This window comes from Pseudomonas sp. BS-2016 (assembly GCF_001806145.1).
Classification (GTDB): Bacteria; Pseudomonadota; Gammaproteobacteria; order Pseudomonadales; family Pseudomonadaceae; genus Aquipseudomonas; species Aquipseudomonas lundensis.
This window is the reverse complement of record NZ_MLCT01000015.1, coordinates 78,039-95,581: the sequence shown is the minus strand read 5'-3', so window position 1 is coordinate 95,581 and position 17,543 is coordinate 78,039. Positions and strand designations below refer to the sequence as shown.

Annotated in this window: 19 protein-coding genes; 12 read left to right on the top strand and 7 right to left on the bottom strand. The window is 57.0% G+C overall.

Features of this window, described 5'->3' with window-relative positions:
- Positions 1 to 2: 2 nt before the first annotated feature.
- A complete protein-coding gene (locus BKD70_RS05905; protein WP_047274117.1) occupies positions 3 to 1,154 on the bottom strand; it encodes an efflux RND transporter periplasmic adaptor subunit in 1,152 nt (383 codons plus the stop codon).
- A 267-nt stretch (positions 1,155 to 1,421) separates the two neighbouring features.
- Between BKD70_RS05905 and BKD70_RS05900 the strand changes: the two genes are divergently transcribed.
- From BKD70_RS05900 to BKD70_RS05890, 3 genes are all read left to right on the top strand, one after another.
- Complete coding sequence (locus tag BKD70_RS05900) at positions 1,422 to 2,093, top strand: TetR family transcriptional regulator (RefSeq protein WP_047274312.1); 672 nt, start codon at positions 1,422 to 1,424, stop codon at positions 2,091 to 2,093.
- A 380-nt stretch (positions 2,094 to 2,473) separates the two neighbouring features.
- Complete coding sequence (locus BKD70_RS05895; RefSeq protein ID WP_047274119.1) at positions 2,474 to 3,172, top strand: CoA transferase subunit A; 699 nt, start codon at positions 2,474 to 2,476, stop codon at positions 3,170 to 3,172.
- A 2-nt stretch (positions 3,173 to 3,174) separates the two neighbouring features.
- On the top strand, positions 3,175 to 3,804 hold the full coding sequence (locus BKD70_RS05890; protein WP_047274121.1) for a CoA transferase subunit B: 630 nt from the start codon (positions 3,175 to 3,177) through the stop codon (positions 3,802 to 3,804).
- Positions 3,805 to 3,932: 128 nt separating this feature from the next.
- On the opposite strand, the gene fdxA is transcribed toward BKD70_RS05890, so the two are convergent.
- A complete protein-coding gene (gene fdxA / locus BKD70_RS05885) occupies positions 3,933 to 4,256 on the bottom strand; it encodes a ferredoxin FdxA (protein ID WP_047274122.1) in 324 nt (107 codons plus the stop codon).
- A 130-nt stretch (positions 4,257 to 4,386) separates the two neighbouring features.
- The gene (gene mutS, locus BKD70_RS05880) at positions 4,387 to 6,966 is read right to left on the bottom strand and encodes a DNA mismatch repair protein MutS (RefSeq protein ID WP_047274125.1); all 2,580 of its coding nucleotides are present in this window, start codon (positions 6,964 to 6,966) and stop codon (positions 4,387 to 4,389) included.
- A gap of 192 nt (positions 6,967 to 7,158) precedes the next feature.
- Between mutS and BKD70_RS05875 the strand changes: the two genes are divergently transcribed.
- The 5 genes from BKD70_RS05875 (at position 7,159) to recX (ending at position 10,758) form a co-directional block, all read left to right on the top strand.
- Positions 7,159 to 7,881 carry an XRE family transcriptional regulator gene (locus tag BKD70_RS05875; RefSeq protein ID WP_047274127.1) on the top strand — a complete coding sequence of 241 codons (723 nt, stop codon included), beginning with the start codon at positions 7,159 to 7,161 and terminating at the stop codon, positions 7,879 to 7,881.
- Positions 7,882 to 8,154: 273 nt separating this feature from the next.
- The gene (locus tag BKD70_RS05870) at positions 8,155 to 8,469 is read left to right on the top strand and encodes a phage holin family protein (RefSeq protein WP_047274129.1); all 315 of its coding nucleotides are present in this window, start codon (positions 8,155 to 8,157) and stop codon (positions 8,467 to 8,469) included.
- Between the two features lie 111 nt (positions 8,470 to 8,580).
- Positions 8,581 to 9,081, top strand: coding sequence for a CinA family protein (locus BKD70_RS05865; RefSeq protein ID WP_047274131.1), 501 nt, complete (start codon positions 8,581 to 8,583; stop codon positions 9,079 to 9,081).
- An 83-nt stretch (positions 9,082 to 9,164) separates the two neighbouring features.
- Positions 9,165 to 10,283: a recombinase RecA gene (gene recA / locus BKD70_RS05860; protein ID WP_047274133.1), complete on the top strand. Its 1,119-nt coding sequence runs from the start codon at positions 9,165 to 9,167 to the stop codon at positions 10,281 to 10,283.
- 7 nt (positions 10,284 to 10,290) lie between these two features.
- Complete coding sequence (recX, locus tag BKD70_RS05855) at positions 10,291 to 10,758, top strand: recombination regulator RecX (RefSeq protein WP_047274135.1); 468 nt, start codon at positions 10,291 to 10,293, stop codon at positions 10,756 to 10,758.
- Between the two features lie 100 nt (positions 10,759 to 10,858).
- Here the strand turns inward: recX and BKD70_RS05850 are convergent, their stop codons facing one another.
- Positions 10,859 to 11,959 carry a TIGR00730 family Rossman fold protein gene (locus BKD70_RS05850; protein ID WP_047274137.1) on the bottom strand — a complete coding sequence of 367 codons (1,101 nt, stop codon included), beginning with the start codon at positions 11,957 to 11,959 and terminating at the stop codon, positions 10,859 to 10,861.
- Between the two features lie 206 nt (positions 11,960 to 12,165).
- Positions 12,166 to 12,576 carry a PA3611 family quorum-sensing-regulated virulence factor gene (locus BKD70_RS05845; protein WP_047274139.1) on the bottom strand — a complete coding sequence of 137 codons (411 nt, stop codon included), beginning with the start codon at positions 12,574 to 12,576 and terminating at the stop codon, positions 12,166 to 12,168.
- Between the two features lie 227 nt (positions 12,577 to 12,803).
- Between BKD70_RS05845 and BKD70_RS05840 the strand changes: the two genes are divergently transcribed.
- From BKD70_RS05840 to BKD70_RS05830, 3 genes are all read left to right on the top strand, one after another.
- Positions 12,804 to 13,556 carry a tRNA-uridine aminocarboxypropyltransferase gene (locus BKD70_RS05840; protein ID WP_047274317.1) on the top strand — a complete coding sequence of 251 codons (753 nt, stop codon included), beginning with the start codon at positions 12,804 to 12,806 and terminating at the stop codon, positions 13,554 to 13,556.
- Positions 13,557 to 13,851: 295 nt separating this feature from the next.
- On the top strand, positions 13,852 to 14,502 hold the full coding sequence (erdR, locus tag BKD70_RS05835; protein ID WP_047274141.1) for a response regulator transcription factor ErdR: 651 nt from the start codon (positions 13,852 to 13,854) through the stop codon (positions 14,500 to 14,502).
- Positions 14,503 to 14,575: 73 nt separating this feature from the next.
- Positions 14,576 to 14,938, top strand: a complete 363-nt coding sequence (locus BKD70_RS05830) for a diacylglycerol kinase (RefSeq protein WP_047274143.1) — start codon at positions 14,576 to 14,578, stop codon at positions 14,936 to 14,938.
- Here the strand turns inward: BKD70_RS05830 and BKD70_RS05825 are convergent.
- Positions 14,935 to 15,861: a LysR family transcriptional regulator gene (locus BKD70_RS05825; RefSeq protein WP_047274145.1), complete on the bottom strand. Its 927-nt coding sequence runs from the start codon at positions 15,859 to 15,861 to the stop codon at positions 14,935 to 14,937. The genes BKD70_RS05830 and BKD70_RS05825 overlap by 4 nt on opposite strands.
- Positions 15,862 to 15,978: 117 nt before the next feature.
- Between BKD70_RS05825 and fpr the strand changes: the two genes are divergently transcribed.
- Positions 15,979 to 16,758 carry a ferredoxin-NADP reductase gene (gene fpr / locus BKD70_RS05820; protein WP_047274148.1) on the top strand — a complete coding sequence of 260 codons (780 nt, stop codon included), beginning with the start codon at positions 15,979 to 15,981 and terminating at the stop codon, positions 16,756 to 16,758.
- Between the two features lie 64 nt (positions 16,759 to 16,822).
- On the opposite strand, the gene tsaA is transcribed toward fpr, so the two are convergent.
- Positions 16,823 to 17,518: a tRNA (N6-threonylcarbamoyladenosine(37)-N6)-methyltransferase TrmO gene (tsaA, locus tag BKD70_RS05815; RefSeq protein WP_047274150.1), complete on the bottom strand. Its 696-nt coding sequence runs from the start codon at positions 17,516 to 17,518 to the stop codon at positions 16,823 to 16,825.
- Between the last annotated feature and the right edge of the window lie 25 nt (positions 17,519 to 17,543).

The window sequence follows — 17,543 nt, the reverse complement described above, 5'->3', positions numbered from 1 at the left end:
GTTTATTCCCCTTTACTGCCTGCAGCTTTTTCTGTTGCCGGGGCAGATGCCGGGGTTGCGCCTTGTGGTTTTTCCATGATTTTGACTTCAACGCCAGGCTTGATGAATTGCAGGCCGTCAGTAATCAGGCGGTCGCCCGGGTTCAGGCCTTTCTCGACCAGCCAGTCGCTGCCCACGGTGCGCGATGCTTCAAGCACACGCAGCTCAACCTTGTTGTCCGGGCCGACAATCAATGCTGTCGGTTGACCTTTGAGGTTGTGGGTCACGCCCACTTGAGGCGCGAGGATTGCATTGCTGTCGATACCGGCTTCCAGTTGCGCGTGCACAAACATGCCGGGCAAGAGGATTTCATCAGGGTTGGGGAATACGGCGCGCAAGGTCACCGAACCGGTGGTTTCGTCGACCGAGACTTCGCTGAATTCAAGGCGGCCTTCCTGACCATACTCACTGCCATCGGGCAGTGTCAGCTTGACCTTGGCGGCATTTTCGCCAGCTTTCTTCAGGCGGCCATCGGCGAGGTCTTTGCGCAGCTCCAGCATTTCAACCGACGACTGGGTCACGTCCACGTAGATCGGGTCCAGTTGCGTGATCACTGCCAGAGCATTGGCCTGGCCGCTGGTGACCAGCGCGCCTTCGGTGTACAGCGAACGACCGATGCGGCCGGTCAGAGGTGCCAATACCTTGGTGTAACGCAAGTTGACCTGAGCCGTGTTCAGCGTGGCTTCAGCTTCAAGGCGTGCGGCTTCGGCGTTGTCGTATTCCTGGCGGCTTACGGCTTGCTCTGCGACCAATTGCTTGTAGCGGTCAGCCAGTGATTTGGCCGACTGTAAGGTCGCGCGTGCGCTCAAGACGGCACTTTCATAGATGGCCGGATCAATTTGATACAGCTGCTGACCGACTTTGACGTCAGAGCCTTCTTTGAACAGGCGCTTAAGAATAATCCCGTTCACTTGTGGGCGAACCTCGGCAGAACGGTAGGACGTTGTTCTGCCTGGAAGATCGGTCGTCAAGGTAAAGGGCTGGGCTTTCAGCGTGACAACACCGACCTGAGGGATTTGGGGGGCAGGTGCCGCTTCTTCCTTTTTGCATCCGCTGAGCAGCGATGCCAGGGCGACGGCGGCAACCAGAGCGGTAACAGCTGGCTTGAATTGCATGAAGATCCTCGGGTCAGGCACGCGAAAGCGCACAAGAATAGTGGAAGGGTGAAGAAAGCTGTTCCGGGTGGATAAGTAGCTTGCTAAGGAATATACTTACATTCGTGTCTGTTTGTAAATAGCAGGGCTGTGTCGTTAAAGGCATGCCGCAACCCTTTTCAATGCGTGAGCTGTAGGCCGGGATAAGGCACAACAAACGCCACCCGATATAGGTCTGGAAGGCTTTTCAGAGTCGTCTTGACCACCCTGATTGAGGTTTTTATTGCCATGGTGCGTCGTACCAAAGAAGAAGCTCAGGAAACCCGCAGTGCGATCCTCGAAGCGGCCGAAAGGGCTTTCTATGAGCGAGGTGTTGCGCGCACGACGCTGGGGGATATCGCCACGCTGGCCGGGGTGACCCGAGGCGCGATCTATTGGCATTTCAGCAACAAGGCTGACGTGGTGCAGGCCATGCTGGACAGTCTGCATGAGCCTTTGGATGCGCTCGCTCAAGCGTGTGAGAGCCAAGACGAAATCGACCCCCTGGGTTGCATGCGTAAGCTGCTGATCCATTTGTTTCACCAAGTGGCAATTGATCCAAAAACTCGGCGAATCAATGAGATTTTGTTTCATAAATGCGAATTCACTGACGAAATGTGCGATTTGCGACGTCAGCGCCAGGTGGCGATGATCGATTGCAACACCCGGATCGAGCTCACCTTGAGCAATGCGATTCATCGGCACCAACTCCCCGAAACCCTTGACGTACGCCGCGCAGCCATCTGTTTTCACGCCTATATCGACGGTCTTCTCGGGCAATGGCTGCTGGTTCCCGACAGTTTTGAACTTCATAAAGAAGCGGAGTCCTGGGTCGACGTGGGCTTGGATATGCTGCGCTTGACCCCGAGCCTGCGAACATCAGACAAAACTGAATCAGAGTCTAGTTCTCTACAGCCATAAGGCGAGAGAAGATTTTGTCTGTAGGACGTTTACTACCACGGCGGTCTTTATATACGTCTAGGCCGCGGGTTTAAAGTTAGCGAGCTAAGTATTTTGTAGGGCAATTGTTACGAGTTTGTTAAAGATCGTATCCGTGGCCCGACTTACCCGTCAAAGCGTTGCGCAAACGCGACACACCCTGCATTTATTTCTACGCCATCCGCACTCATGGCTAGAGTTCCTTCGCCGCCTTCCCCTACACTCGGGCAACGCTCTGGCCTAAGGCTGGGGCAGCCAAGATCGGGGGATGGGCGACAGCCGTTTTCTTAGGTGTCCGTCCTCGACTAAAGCAAGCAGGCCACAGGTGCCAGGCGCACCGTGGCCAATTCGAGGAATAACAAGTGAATAAGATTTACTCGAGTGCTGAATCCGCCTTGCAGGGGCTCGTCGAAGACGGGATGACCCTGGCCGTGGGCGGTTTTGGATTGTGCGGGATTCCAGAAGCCCTGATCGCTGCCTTGCGCGACAGTGGCAAGCGCGAGTTGACCGTGATCAGCAACAACGCCGGTGTAGACGGGTTTGGCCTGGGTCAACTGCTGACCACGCGGCAAATTCGTAAAATGATTTCTTCCTACGTGGGTGAGAACAAAGAATTCGAACGTCAGTACCTGGCCGGTGAGCTGGAGCTTGAGTTCACCCCACAAGGGACGCTGGCTGAGAAGCTGCGCGCGGGTGGCGCTGGTATTCCGGCGTTCTACACCAAGACCGGTTACGGAACCCTGGTTGCCGAAGGCAAAGAAACCCGCGAATTCGATGGCGAGTGGTACGTCATGGAACGCTCACTGCGTGCCGACGTCGCACTGGTTAAAGCCTGGAAAGCCGATAAGTCAGGCAACCTGCTGTTCAATAAAACAGCGCGCAACTTCAACCCGTTGGCCGCGATGGCCGCGAAAGTGTGTGTGGTCGAGGTGGAAGAAATCGTTGAAATTGGCGAGATCGAACCTGATCAGGTTCATTTACCCGGGATCTACGTACAGCGGCTGATCCTCAATGCCACCCCGGAAAAACGCATCGAACAACGTACTGTGCGGAGCGCCTGAGCATGGCCTGGACTCGTGAAGAAATGGCGCACCGCGCCGCCCAAGAACTGCAGGATGGTTTTTACGTCAACCTGGGCATTGGTTTGCCGACGCTGGTGGCCAACTACATCCCGCAAGGCATGGACGTCTGGCTGCAAAGTGAGAATGGTCTGTTGGGGATTGGTCCGTTTCCCACTGAAGAAGAAGTCGATGCTGACTTGATCAATGCGGGTAAGCAGACCATCACCACCTTGCCCGGGAGCAGCTTCTTTAATAGCGCGGACTCTTTCGCGATGATTCGCGGCGGGCACATCAACCTGTCGATCCTGGGCGCGATGCAAGTCTCCGAGAAGGGTGACCTGGCGAACTGGATGATTCCCGGCAAGATGGTTAAAGGCATGGGCGGGGCTATGGATTTGGTGGCCGGAGTCAAACGCGTGGTGGTATTGATGGAGCACACCGCCAAAGGTGGCGCCCACAAACTGCTTAAGCAATGCGATCTGCCGCTCACTGGCGTGGGTGTGGTGGATCGCATCATCACCGATTTGGGGGTGCTGGATGTCACCGAGCAAGGGCTCAAGCTGGTAGAGCTGGCGTCCGGTGTTACCCGTGAACAATTGCAAGAAGCCACGGGGTGCGACATCGCAGGCTAATCAGCGCTAAGCCCGGCCTGCTTTGCTATGGCGGGAGAGGCGCGCGGCCCGGATGAGGATTAAAGCGCACCGTCAAAACGTAAAAAGCCCCGGCTCGCAAGAGACGGGGCTTTTTAGTGCAGCGTGAATCAGCGCTCCAGGTGTTCGATCTTGCCTGTTTTGCCATCCCACTCTTCCGCGTCCGGCAAAGGGTCTTTGCGTTCAGTGATGTTCGGCCAGATTTCAGCCAGCTCCACATTCAACTGAATGAAATTCTCCATACCCTGTGGCACTTCATCCTCGGAGAAGATGGCGTTCGCCGGGCATTCAGGCTCACAAAGCGCGCAATCAATGCACTCGTCCGGGTGAATCACCAGGAAGTTCGGGCCTTCGTAAAAGCAGTCCACCGGACAGACTTCTACGCAGTCGGTGTACTTGCACTTGATGCAGTTGTCGGTGACGACGAAGGTCATTTCTAATTTTCTCCTCAGGCGGCGGCAGCGAAGCCCTTCCAGGTCGGGCTCGCCAGGCTCGGGAGTGGTATCTATTGACCAGGCTAAAAGGCCATTAGCATCCCGAACCGCGCGCGATTCTATCGCATGGTTAGATGCGTGTCTTTAATGTGTAGAGCAAATCAAGGGCTTTGCGTGGCGTCAGGTCGTCAAGATCCAGCTTGGCCAGGTCGTCCAGCACCGGATGCGCAAGGCTAGCAAACATATCGCTTTGCTGGGGCGCTGATTGTTTGCCTGGGGCCGGTGCAGGCACTTCATGGGGCAGGCTGGTGGTTTCGAGTCGGCTTAAATGTTCGCGAGCACGAGTGATGACATTCGCCGGAACCCCCGCCAGTTGGGCCACCGCAAGCCCGTAGCTTTGACTCGCAGGGCCAGGCAATACGTGGTGCAGGAAGACAATGCGCTCGTTGTGTTCGGTCGCGCTCAAATGCACGTTGGCCACCAGTGGTTCGCTCTCTGGTAGCACGGTCAATTCGAAATAGTGGGTAGCGAACAGCGTATAGGCACGCAATTGAGCGAGACGTTCTGCCGCAGCCCATGCCAACGACAAACCGTCAAACGTGCTGGTACCACGGCCCACTTCGTCCATCAACACCAGGCTGCGCTCTGTCGCGTTGTGCAGAATGTTGGCGGTTTCGCTCATTTCCACCATAAAGGTAGAGCGCCCGCCAGCCAGGTCATCGCTGGAGCCGATACGCGTGAAAATCCTGTCGACCAACGACAGTTCGCAACTGGCGGCCGGGACAAAACTGCCGATGTGCGCCAAGAGCACAATCAGGGCGGTTTGCCGCATGTAAGTGGATTTACCACCCATGTTCGGGCCGGTAATCACCAGCATGCGGGTGTTGTCATCCAGCGCCAGATCGTTGGCCACGAAAGGGGTGGTCAGCACTTGCTCCACCACCGGATGACGACCTTGTTGAATGCGCATGCACGGTTCTTCAACGAACCGCGGGCAATTGAGGTCGAGGTTTAAAGCGCGTTCGGCCAGATTACTCAGTACGTCCAGTTCGGCCAGTGCGGCGGCCGTGTCTTGCAGCGGCGGCAATTCACCGATCAGGGTTTCAAGCAGCGCTTCGTAAAGCATTTTCTCGCGGGCCAGGGCACGGCTCTTGGCGGACAGGGCCTTGTCTTCAAAGGCTTTGAGCTCGGGGGTGATAAACCGCTCGGCACCTTTGAGGGTCTGGCGACGGATGTAGTCCGCAGGCGCCTGTTCTGCTTGTTTGCTTGGCAGCTCGATGAAATAGCCATGTACCCGGTTGTACCCGACCTTGAGATTGGCCAGCCCGGTACGGGCTTTTTCACGGGCTTCCAGGTCAATCAGGAACTGACCCGCGTTCTCGCTCAAGGCTTGCAGTTCATCCAGCTCGGCGTCATAGCCGGTTTTCAGCACGCCGCCGTCACGAATCACCGCAGGCGGGTTATCAATAATCGCTCTGTCCAGCAACGCAGCCAGTTCGGGATAGGTGCTGGTGGTGGCCGCCAACTGCTGCAAGTGCGGCGCGTGCAAATCGAGCATGGCGTCTTGCAGTTCAGGCAGTGCGGCCAGTGCGTCACGAAGGCGTGCCAAATCGCGGGGCCTTGCGTTGCGCAGGCCGATACGCGCCAGAATGCGCTCCAGATCGCCGATTTCTTTGAGCTGGGGCTGCAAGCGCTCGAAGCGATAGCCGTCCAGCAGGCAGGTAATCGAGGTCTGGCGTGACAGCAGTACCGGTAAATCGCGCAATGGACGATTCAGCCATCGGGTCAGCAAGCGGCTGCCCATGGACGTTTGGCAGCGATCCACTACCGACTGCAGCGTGTTGTCGCGCCCGCCCGCCAGGTTGGTATCCAGCTCAAGATTGCGACGGCTGGCGCCATCGAGCACCACCGTGTCGTCCAGGCGCTCGTGGCGCAGGCTGCGCAAGTGGGGCAGGGCGGTGCGTTGGGTTTCCTTGGCGTAACTGAGCAAACAACCGGCTGCACCAATGGCCAATGTCAGGTTTTCACAGCCAAAACCTTTGAGGTCTTGGGTAGAAAACTGCTGGCACAGGCTTTTCAAGGCTGAATCGCGCTCAAAGTCCCACGGTGCACGACGACGCACGCCACGGCGTTTCTCGGCGGGCAGGCCTTGAGGCCAATCGTCGGGGATCATCAGCTCAACCGGATTGATACGCTCCAGTTCAGCCAGCAGGTTTTCCCAGCCCTTGATTTCCAATACCGAGAAATTGCCGCTGGTGATGTCCAGAACGGCCAGACCAAACAAACGTTCATCGCCAAGAACGGCGGCAATCAGGTTGTCGCGGCGCTCATCCAGCAGCGCTTCATCACTGACGGTGCCTGGCGTGATAATCCGCACCACTTGACGCTCAACCGGTCCTTTACTGGTGGCCGGGTCGCCAACCTGCTCGCAGATCACCACCGACTCGCCCAGCTTCACCAGCTTGGCCAGATAACCTTCGGCCGCATGATAAGGAATGCCACACATGGGAATCGCCTGTCCTGCCGACTGTCCACGTGCCGTGAGGGTGATGTCTAGCAACTTGGCGGCCTTCTTCGCGTCTTCGTAGAAGATCTCGTAAAAGTCGCCCATGCGATAGAACATCAACTGATCAGGGTGCTGGTTTTTCAGGCGCCAGTACTGCTGCATCATCGGTGTGTGGGAAGACAGGTCGGAAGTATTTTTACTCATCAGGGCTTAGGCGGATTCATTTATAAAAGAGGAGTGAAAAGCGGGTGCCGTGCACAGCTTTATGGCAATGGGCGCAAGGTTAACATGCCAGCGCCTTGCATCTACAGGCATGCTCGGCTCAGTCCGGCGTGTTGCTATATAGAGAAGAATTAGGATTTGCCAACGGGGCGCTTGCCCAGCAATATTCCGCGCATGCCTAAACGTACTGTTTCAACCGTCCTTAAAGCGTTGCTCGAACGGCACCACATCAGTGCCATGGCGTTGCATCGCCTGACCGGTGTCCCGCAATCCACGCTGTCCAGAATTTTGAGTGGCAAGATTGCCGAGCCCTCTGACCGCCATCTTTCAAAAATAGCCGCGTATTTCAATATCAGTACTGACCGCCTGCGTGGGCGTGAGGACCCCGTGTCTCACCCCGAGCCGCGGCATCCGGAGCTGCGTGATATTTGCCTGTGGGATGACGATACGCCGGTGGCCGATGACGAGGTATCGATCCCGTTCTTGCGTCAGGTTGAGCTGGCGGCAGGTTCCGGGCGTTTTGCCATTGAGGAAAGTGAGCGAGCCAAGTTGCGTTTTGGCAAGCGCAGCCTGCGGCACAACGGTGTGCAGTTCGATCAGGCGAAATGTGTAACGGTTCGTGGCGACAGCATGCTGCCGGTCCTGCGTGACGGCGCAACAGTCGGTGTCAATGCCGGTAAACGTTCACTGGACGATGTCGTGGACGGCGATCTGTATGCAATCAACCACAACGGCGAGCTTCGGGTAAAACAGCTGTATCGCTTGGCGACTGGGCTGCGTTTGCGCAGTTTTAACCGCGACGAGTATCCAGACGAGGATTACCTCTATGCCGACCTTGAGGATGAGCAACTGGTGATTCTCGGCCATGTGTTCTGGTGGGGCATGTACGCCCGCTAAGACGCTTCTCCCCCCTAAGGCCTGCTCACAGCAGGCTTTTTTTCGCACCTGAAAAGAAATGTCCTGCCCGGCTTGCGATGGCAGCTGACACTCATAAGCGAAAGAAAGAATATGCATCAGTGCATTGACTGTATATTCATACAGGCATAATCTTGGTTTTATGGCTGCAGAGGTCGACCTTACGCAAGGATGTGGTGCGAGAGGAGCGTCAAGTGGTCAGCCTATAAGTCAGACATTGACGCTTTTCAATAAGGACTCAGGAGTGATGAAGCGATGAATGATCCGCAAGTTTTGTTGGATATGCCGGTGTTGCTGGTCGTCCTTCTGGCATTGGTGGGCGGTATTTTTGGCGAAATGTGGCGGGCCGACAAAGAGGGTGCGAGCGGATGGCCGCTGGTGCGCCGGCTGGCACTGCGTTCTGGCGCTTGCATGGTGTGCGGGGTCTCGACGTTCATGCTGCTTTACGCGGCCGGGATGTCGGTCTGGGCCGCGGGCGCCTTGGGGTGTTTGACGGCACTGGCGGGTGCAGATGCTGCCATCAGCTTGTATCAACGTTGGGCTGCAAAGCGTTTGGGGGTTGACGGTTAGCCCTTTTGGGCTGACGAGCGCTCACCGCCTGAGGTTATGCCCGGCCCGTGGCGACCCGAATTGGGGTCGTGTAGCTTAGTGGCCCGAGTGAGCGCTTTAAAGGAGTCGATCGTGGATGAATTAACTCAGCTTGCGGCTGAACTTGGGCGGCAATTGCAGGTTCTTAATGCGCAGGTCACGACCGCCGAGTCATGTACCGGTGGCGCAATATCAGAAGCCATCACCCGTATCGCAGGCAGTTCGGCCTGGTTTGAAGCGGGGTTTGTTACCTATTCCAATCAGCAGAAAACCAGGCAGTTGCAAGTGCCGGAGCCATTGTTCGCCCAGGTCGGCGCTGTCAGCCGTGAAGTGGTAGAGGCCATGGCCCGCGGCGCACAAGCGCAGAGCGGGGCACGTTTTTCAGTTGCGGTCAGCGGTGTGGCAGGGCCCGGCGGAGGTTCTGCGGCCAAGCCGGTGGGCACGGTCTGGCTGGCCTGGGGGGTTGGCAGCGAGGTTTCTGCCGAGTGCAGGCATTTCCCGGGGGACCGCGACGATGTCCGCCGGCAAACAGTCGAAGCGGCTCTGGAAGGCTTAATACGCCGAACGGTAAGAGAAATAAAAAATCAGGGGTAGGCGATCCTGAAACCCTGTGGAATAATACTGGCTACTTATACAGTTATCGGCCGCCAGGCCTTATTGATTACGAGAGGACTTTAATGGACGACAACAAGAAGAAAGCCTTGGCTGCGGCCTTGGGTCAGATCGAACGTCAATTCGGCAAAGGCGCCGTCATGCTGATGGGCGATCAGGAGCGCCAGGCCATCCCGGCTATTTCTACCGGTTCGCTGGGCCTGGACATCGCGCTGGGCATTGGCGGTCTGCCAAAGGGCCGCATTGTTGAAATCTACGGTCCAGAGTCTTCCGGTAAAACCACACTGACCCTGTCCGTTATCGCGCAAGCCCAAAAAGCGGGCGCCACCTGCGCATTCGTCGACGCTGAACATGCGCTGGACCCTGAATACGCTGCCAAGCTTGGCGTGAATGTTGATGACCTGCTGGTTTCCCAGCCTGACACCGGCGAACAGGCACTGGAAATCACCGACATGCTGGTGCGTTCCAATGCGGTTGACGTGATCATCATTGACTCCGTGGCGGCCCTGACGCCTAAAGCGGAAATTGAAGGCGACATGGGTGATACCCACGTCGGTCTGCAAGCCCGCTTGATGTCGCAAGCCTTGCGCAAAATTACCGGCAACATCAAAAACGCCAACTGCCTGGTGATCTTCATCAACCAGATCCGTATGAAAATCGGCGTGATGTTCGGTAGCCCGGAAACCACTACCGGTGGTAACGCCCTGAAGTTCTACGCTTCGGTTCGACTGGACATCCGTCGTACCGGTGCAGTGAAAGAAGGCGACGTCGTAGTCGGCAGCGAAACCCGAGTCAAAGTCGTCAAAAACAAAGTGGCACCTCCCTTCCGCCAGGCAGAATTCCAGATTCTGTACGGCAAGGGCATCTACCTCAATGGCGAGATGATCGAGCTGGGCGTATTGCACGGTTTCGTTGAAAAAGCCGGTGCCTGGTACAGCTATCAGGGCAGCAAAATCGGTCAGGGCAAGGCCAACTCGGCCAAGTTCCTCGATGAGAACCCGGACATCAAGGCCACCCTTGAAAAGCAGCTGCGTGACAAGCTGTTGGGCCCTAAGACTGAAAGCGAACTGGCTGAAATGAAAGTCATGCCAAAAATGAGCAAGGCGGCCAAGCAAGCGGCGGCTGAGCAGGAAGCTGCCGAAATGGAGCTTGAAAACACCGGTTCGGACGACGACAGCAACTGATTGAGCCATGACAGCTGTTCTGGAAGACCTCACCGCCATCCGGCGATCCGCAATGGACCTGCTCGCGCGCCGCGAGCATGGTCGAGTCGAGCTGACGCGCAAATTGCGTCAGCGCGGCGCTTGCCCTGAGATGATCGACATCGCCCTCGACCGTTTAACGGAAGAGGGGCTGTTGTCAGAGTCGCGTTACCTCGAAAGCTATATCCGCTATCGCGCTCGTTCCGGTTATGGCCCTTTGCGTATTCGTGAAGAGCTCAACCAGCGTGGCTTGGCGCGGGGGGATATTGAGCAAGCATTGCGTGAGTCTGACATCAACTGGCAAGAGCAGTTGAAAGAGGCGTGGCAGCGAAAGTTTTCCGGATGCATGCCAGAAGATCCCAAAGAGCGCGCCCGTCAGGGGCGTTTCTTGAGCTATCGCGGTTATTCGCTTGAAATGATCGGTCGACTGCTGAGTGGCCGAGAGTTTGATGATTAGTACACCTCTCACAGCGTTTGGCAGCGACTGCAGATAACAGCGGTTGTCGCTGCCAAGCGTTGTGATGTGCCTCAAGCCCTTCGTGTTTCAGTACGCCTCATTAAGTGCAGGTTGTGCCCATCTCTGGGTTACAGCTCGCCCCCGATTGTTCAGCCCAGTTGCGCGGCAGGTTTATAAAATCAACCAGTTCACGCAGGCGGCCTTGATTGCGACCACTGAAAGCAAAGCTTAAGCGAGTCAAATGACTGAAGCCGGGCTCATCGTCGACGTGCTGATGGAAGCCATCGCTCAGGCAAATGTCTGCGAACGCTTGTTGAACCTGATGTAACGCCTCCTCATTGAGTGGGCGTTTCATGCGCACGGCAAAGAGTTTGTTCAGCCAGCGGGTCGAGTGGAAGTTGTTATAGAACTGGTTAATCTCGGCCACGGCTTCTTCGGGGCTGTGAACCAGCCGCATCAGCTTGAGGTCGTTGGGCAAGATGTAATGATTGGCTTCAAGGTGGTTGTGAACAAAGTCCAGCGCGCTTTGCCAGAATGTTCCGCCCGGCATGTCCAGCAACACCACCGGTACCAACGGCGTCTTACCCGTCTGAATCAGGGTCAGCACCTCCAGCACTTCATCCAGCGTGCCGAACCCTCCAGGGCACATGACCAGCCCGTCGGCCTCTTTGATGAAGAACAGTTTGCGGGTGAAGAAGAAGTGAAACGCCAGCAGATTGGGGGTGCCAAGAATGGTGGGGTTGGCGCGCTGTTCGAAAGGCAAGGTGATGTTGAAGCCCAAGCTGTGATTCGCCCCAGCGCCTTCGTGCGCAGCTGCCATGATGCCAGCACCGCCGCCCGTGATGACCATGAAGTCTGATCGCGCAAGCGTTGCGCCCACTTCTCGGGCTAATGCATACAGTGGATCTTCGATGGGGGTTCGCGCAGAACCAAATACTGTCACTTTGCGACGGCCCCGGAACTGCTCCAGTACGCGGAACGTCTTTTCCAGTTCGCGTATGGCTTGCAGTGTGATTTTGGCATTCCAGCGATCAAGGTCGTCGTGGGCCATGCGCAACACGGTCATCAGCATTTCGCGGTAGAGCGGGCGGTTAGGGCTGTCGGGTGCTATCAACTGCAGTTGAGCGTCTACTTGCGTCGCAATATCAAGGCTCAAGTGCTCAGGTTCAAAAGGCAGGGATTCATGGGGTTGGTCAGGCATGTACGTCTCCTTCAGTACAACATCCTTTGGGCGCTGCGAATGAGACAGCGCAGACACACCGTGTCAAAAGTGATGGCCTGATGATGGTCTTGCACCGCCAAGGCTGGCAACCGCTAATTACTTGAAGCGCATGAAGAATCGTAAAACGTGCAGAGACCGTTCACGCCGCATCGGTATGCGGCGTGCAGGCCTAGAGGGCTAAACCGTTATTTCTTGCGCTGGCAGTTGTCGGCGCCGATGTCCTGAACCAGCACAGGCTTGTTGGTTTTATATTCCCGGATGTTAAAGCGCATGGTTGCGCCTGTGGTCATCAGCTTGCGGAAGTTTGGATTGCTGCAAACACTGCGACCCAACTGGGGGATAGCCGCTTCTGGTGCGGAGCGCATCTGGGCGGCTAGGTTCGGACTCGCTTCCAGGTTATTGATCAGTACCGTGCCTTCAACAGTAAAGCCTTTGTCCAGCAAGTCGGCGTTGATTGCCCGTGGTTTGCCTACGTTGCTATTTTCGGCAACTTGGCGCAGGGTTTTGTTCAGGTTGAATTCTGCAAGAGAGGCCGCTTGTGCGCCCAAAGGCAGTGCGAGCAATAGAGCAACGGTCGGAATGATATAGCGCAGCATGAAACTCTCCTGATTCAGTGACGCAGGCTTTGACCCGCCACAGGTCTATGCGTTCAGTGGCGCGGGAGTATAGGTCAGCCTGCGCTGTCAGGAAATGCCTCACGTCACGGGCGCCGCCGTCAGGGCGTGGCCTCTGTTAGACTGCGCGCCTTTATTCAGTGAATCGACTCCTGCGCCCATCCGAGGCGAGCGGGCGATCTGCCCCTTAAGTAAAAAACATGACCCTGATGACTTTTTCCCCGAATGCAGTCGCCCGTTTACGAGACGAGCGAGAAGAGGAAAGCACTAAACCCTACCTGTCCCGCGGCTCACGCGCGCCCCGTTGCCACACCTGCCGGGTGATCGCGAGTCATTGCTTGTGCCGCTGGCGACCGCAGGTCAGCACGCGGGCGGGCGTGTGCCTGATCATGACCAAAAAGGAAGTGTTCAAGCCAAGTAATACCGGGTGGTTGATTGCGGATGTGGTGAGTGACAACTACGCCTTCATTTGGTCGCGTACCGAAACCGATCCGGGCTTGCTGGCGTTACTGGCCGACCCGCAATGGCAACCGTATCTGGTGTTTCCGGGTGAATATGTCGAGCCTGAGCGTGTGACCCATAGCGTTGAACTCGACAGTGCCAAGCGTCCGCTGTTTATCCTGCTGGACGCGACCTGGACGGAAGCGCGCAAGATCTTTCGCAAAAGCCCCTACTTTGATCGGTTGCCCATTCTGAGCCTGTTGCCCGAGCGTTTGTCGCGCTACCGACTTCGTCGCTCCACCCGCAGCGAGCATTTATGCACCGCAGAAGTCGCGAGCCTGTGCCTGGATCTGGCCGGCGATACCCAGGCTTCTACTGCGCTGGACGCCTACTTCGATGTGTTCAGCCAGCACTACCTCGATGCCCGCAATCAGTTGCCGATCAACGAAAGCAGCGCAGCGCACCGTGAGCTGGACGTTTTCTGTAAAAGACCTTCGCCAGAATCGCTCTCAATAGACTAAAGAAGTAGCGCTACAATTTTCAGCAATGACAGGGTGTGTCAAAGAGTCGCGGCCTTGCAGGTGTGCTGGATGTCAGACAGGGCTCAAAGGCGACGTCTGTTTTATCCTTGACCCTCTTGCATTCGCTGGGCATGCTTGGCGCCGATTCGGGCGCTGCTGCCGTTCAAACCCCTATTTTTCGCGACGTTTAGCGTAAAACGCGCCCTTTGACGCACGGTGTCGACACTGTTGCTCAAGTTGCCTTAGCGGGTACTGCAATGCGTCAGTACTCGCCTGAAACGGGATCATTTAAAAAATGGCCACATACGAAATCCTGATTGCCGACGACCATCCTCTGTTCCGCAGCGCCTTGCATCAGGCGGTGACATTGGGGCTGGGACCAGATGTTCGTCTGGTAGAGGTCGCCAGTATTGCCGAGCTGGAAAAACAGCTGGCCATCAAGGCGGATTGGGATCTGGTGCTGCTCGATTTGAACATGCCGGGCGCCTACGGGTTTTCCGGGTTGGTACTGTTACGCGGGCAATATCCGCAAATTCCGGTGGTCATGGTCTCTGCCCAGGAAGAGGCTTCGGTGATGGTGCGGTCCCGAGAGTTCGGCGCCAGCGGGTTTATTCCAAAATCCAGCTCTTTGGAGCAGATTCAAACGGCCGTGCGCGCCGTGCTCGATGGCGATGTGTCGTGGCCGCCACAGGCGTTCGAACAGGTTCAAGTGTCTGCTGAAGCCAAAGCGGCCAGCGAAGGTCTGGCCAGTTTGACGCCGCAGCAGTTTCGGGTGCTGACCATGGTCTGTGAAGGGCTGTTGAACAAGCAGATCGCCTATGAGCTGAGCGTGTCGGAAGCGACCATCAAGGCCCACGTGACGGCGATTTTCCGCAAGTTGGGCGTGCGTACGCGCACACAGGCTGCGCTGCTTCTGCAACAACTGGAGTCAATTTCGAGCCATTAATCGGTCGCTCTTCACGCTTTTTTGACGAAGCGTGATCTAGCGTCCATTTCTCATTTCTTACGCAGTTACTTATATGTCGCCTTTTAAAGGGAAAACCGGTTTTAAACGGATTTTGAACGCTGGCGGCTATTCGCTGGATGGCCTGCGTGCGGCCTTCACCGGTGAAGCGGCGTTTCGTCAGTTGGTGTTGCTCAACGTGGTACTGATCCCGTTGACGTTTTTCCTGAGTGTCAGTCGGGTAGAGCGTGCGTTACTCATCGCGGTGTGCCTGTTGGCCCTGATTGTCGAGTTGATTAACTCGGCCATCGAAGCCGCGATCGACCGTATCTCCCTGGACCTGCACCCGTTGTCGAAAAACGCCAAAGACATGGGCAGCGCCGCGCAGTTTGTGGTGCTGACCCTGATTGCAGTGGTGTGGGCGGTGATCCTGCTTTAAGCGATATTGGGCAGTACGATTTCGTCGCTGCGGTGTACCCCGGCGGTGAAGGCGCGGCACAGGTCCAAAAACTCGCGCATGGCGGAGGTCTGGTACTTCTTTTTATGCCAGATGAAATAAAACTGCCGCGCAAGGTCCAGCTCGGGGGTTTCAACCGCAACCAAGCTGCCGCGTCGAAAGGCGTCGCGCAGCGCCAGGCGGGAGATGCAGCCAATGCCCAGCCCTGATTCGACGGCGCGCTTGATCGCTTCGGTGTGCTCCAGTTCAAGGCGGATGTTGAGCGCGCTTTGATGATGGCGCATGGCCTGATCGAAGGTGAGGCGTGTGCCGGATCCTTGCTCGCGCAGGATCCAGGCTTCGCGGGTCAACTCTTGCAGAGTGGCGTGACCTCGCGCTGCCAGCGGATGCTGCGGTGCGCAAAACACCACCAGCTCATCCTCCACCCAGCTCTGCACTTCGATGTCCGGATGGCTACAGTCGCCTTCAATTAGACCCAGATCAATTTCATAGTGGGTCACTTGCTGCACGATATGCGCTGTGTTTTGAACGATCAGTTTCACTTGGCTCTCGGGGTGAGCTTGCATGAAGCTGCCAATCAGCAGCGTGGCCAGGTAGTTACCGATGGTCAGGGTTGCACCCACGGTGAGTGAGCCAAAACCGGATTTGCCATTGAGCAAGTCTTCGATTTCTTTGGCCTGGTCCAGAAGCGCGACCGCCTGTGGCAGCAATTGGCGTCCCAAGGCATTGAGACTAAGGCGCTTGCCGGCACGGTCAAACAGTTGGCAACTGGTCTGGCGTTCCAGTTCGGTAATCGACGTGCTGGCGGCGGACTGGGAAAGGGCCAACAAGCCAGCAGCGCGTGACACGCTCTCTTGTTGGGCGACGGTGACGAACACTTGGAGTTGTCTGAGAGTAAATCGCATATCGATATAACCGATAACCCTTATCTTGATAATTCAGTTAACAGATATTGTCCTCGCCATTAGAATGCTATGCAATCGCGCCCATAGTCAGCGCAGGCGAAATTAGGAGCCCCGTAGATGAGCAACATGAACCACGAACGTGTCCTCAGTGTTCACCACTGGAACGACACCCTGTTCAGCTTCAAGTGCACCCGCGACCCGGGCCTGCGCTTTGAGAACGGTCAGTTCGTGATGATCGGCCTGATGCAACCCAACGGCCGTCCGCTTATGCGCGCCTATTCGATCGCCAGCCCCAACTGGGAAGAGCATCTGGAGTTCTTCAGCATCAAGGTGCCGGATGGCCCGCTGACGTCCCAGTTGCAGCACTTGAAGGAAGGCGATGAGATCATCATCAGCAAAAAACCTACGGGTACGCTGGTGCTGGACGACTTGAAGCCGGGCAAGCACCTGTACCTGCTGAGCACCGGCACAGGCCTTGCGCCGTTCATGAGCGTGATTCAAGACCCGGAAACCTACGAGCGTTTCGACAAGGTCATTCTGTGCCACGGCGTGCGCTATGTGAACGAAGTCGCTTACCGCGAATTCATCACCGAGCACCTGCCACAGAACGAGTTTTTCGGTGATGCGGTACGCGAGAAGTTGATCTACTACCCGACGGTTACCCGCGAGCCGTTTGAAAATCAGGGGCGTCTGACCGACCTGATGCGCAGTGGCAAGTTGTTCAGCGATATCGGCCTGCCGCCGATCAACCCGCAGGACGACCGCGCCATGCTGTGCGGCAGCCCAAGCATGCTGGACGAAACCAGTGAAGTGCTCAACAGCTTCGGCCTGACCGTTTCGCCGCGCATGCGCGAGCCGGGTGACTACCTGATCGAGCGCGCCTTCGTAGAGAAGTAACCGCGTCGTTCAACAAAAAGCCCGCGGGGTCCAAGGACTGCGCGGGCTTTTTGCTGTCGGGCACTTAACGCGCGGCAATGACCTCCAGTACGCGGATCATGCCCGGTTCCGGGTAGTGCCAGCGCACATCCAGGTCCCAAAACTGTGCGCCGTACTCACGTTGCGCTGTTGGCGTCTGGTAGGCCGGACGCGGGTCTTGGGCCAGGCACTGTTCAATCAGTTCCACCAGCGGTTCCTGAAGACGCAGCCCGTGGCTCTGTGCCTGCTGCAACGCCGTGTCCGTCCAGCTCACAGGAATCAGCACCGGCGCTGCACTGGCCATGCTGTTACTCGCGCCGGCGATGATGTCGGCGTAAGGGACGTAGGGTTTGATATCGAGAATCGGTGTGCCGTCGAGCAGGTCGATGCCCGAGACATGCAGCCGATCAGCCTCGACCTTGTCCAGCTTGACCACGGACTGGCCTATGCCGTTCGGGCGATGGGTGGCGCGGGTCGCGAATACCCCCATGGAAGCGTTGCCTCCCAGGCGTGGCGGGCGCACCTTGAGCCGCGGCTTGTCCTCCAGGGCCTGATGGAACACAAACAGTAACCAGACGTGGCTGACCTGTTCCAGGCCTTGCACGGCATCGCCCTGATTGAACGGGGCGATCAGCTCCACGACGCCACGGGCCGCGGGCGCCAGTTGGGGCTGGCGCGGGATGGCGAACTTCTCCTTGAAGCAGGAGCGCACAAAACCTATCGCAGACACGTTGTAGGTCATGAAGTTGAAGCCTTGGACAACGAGG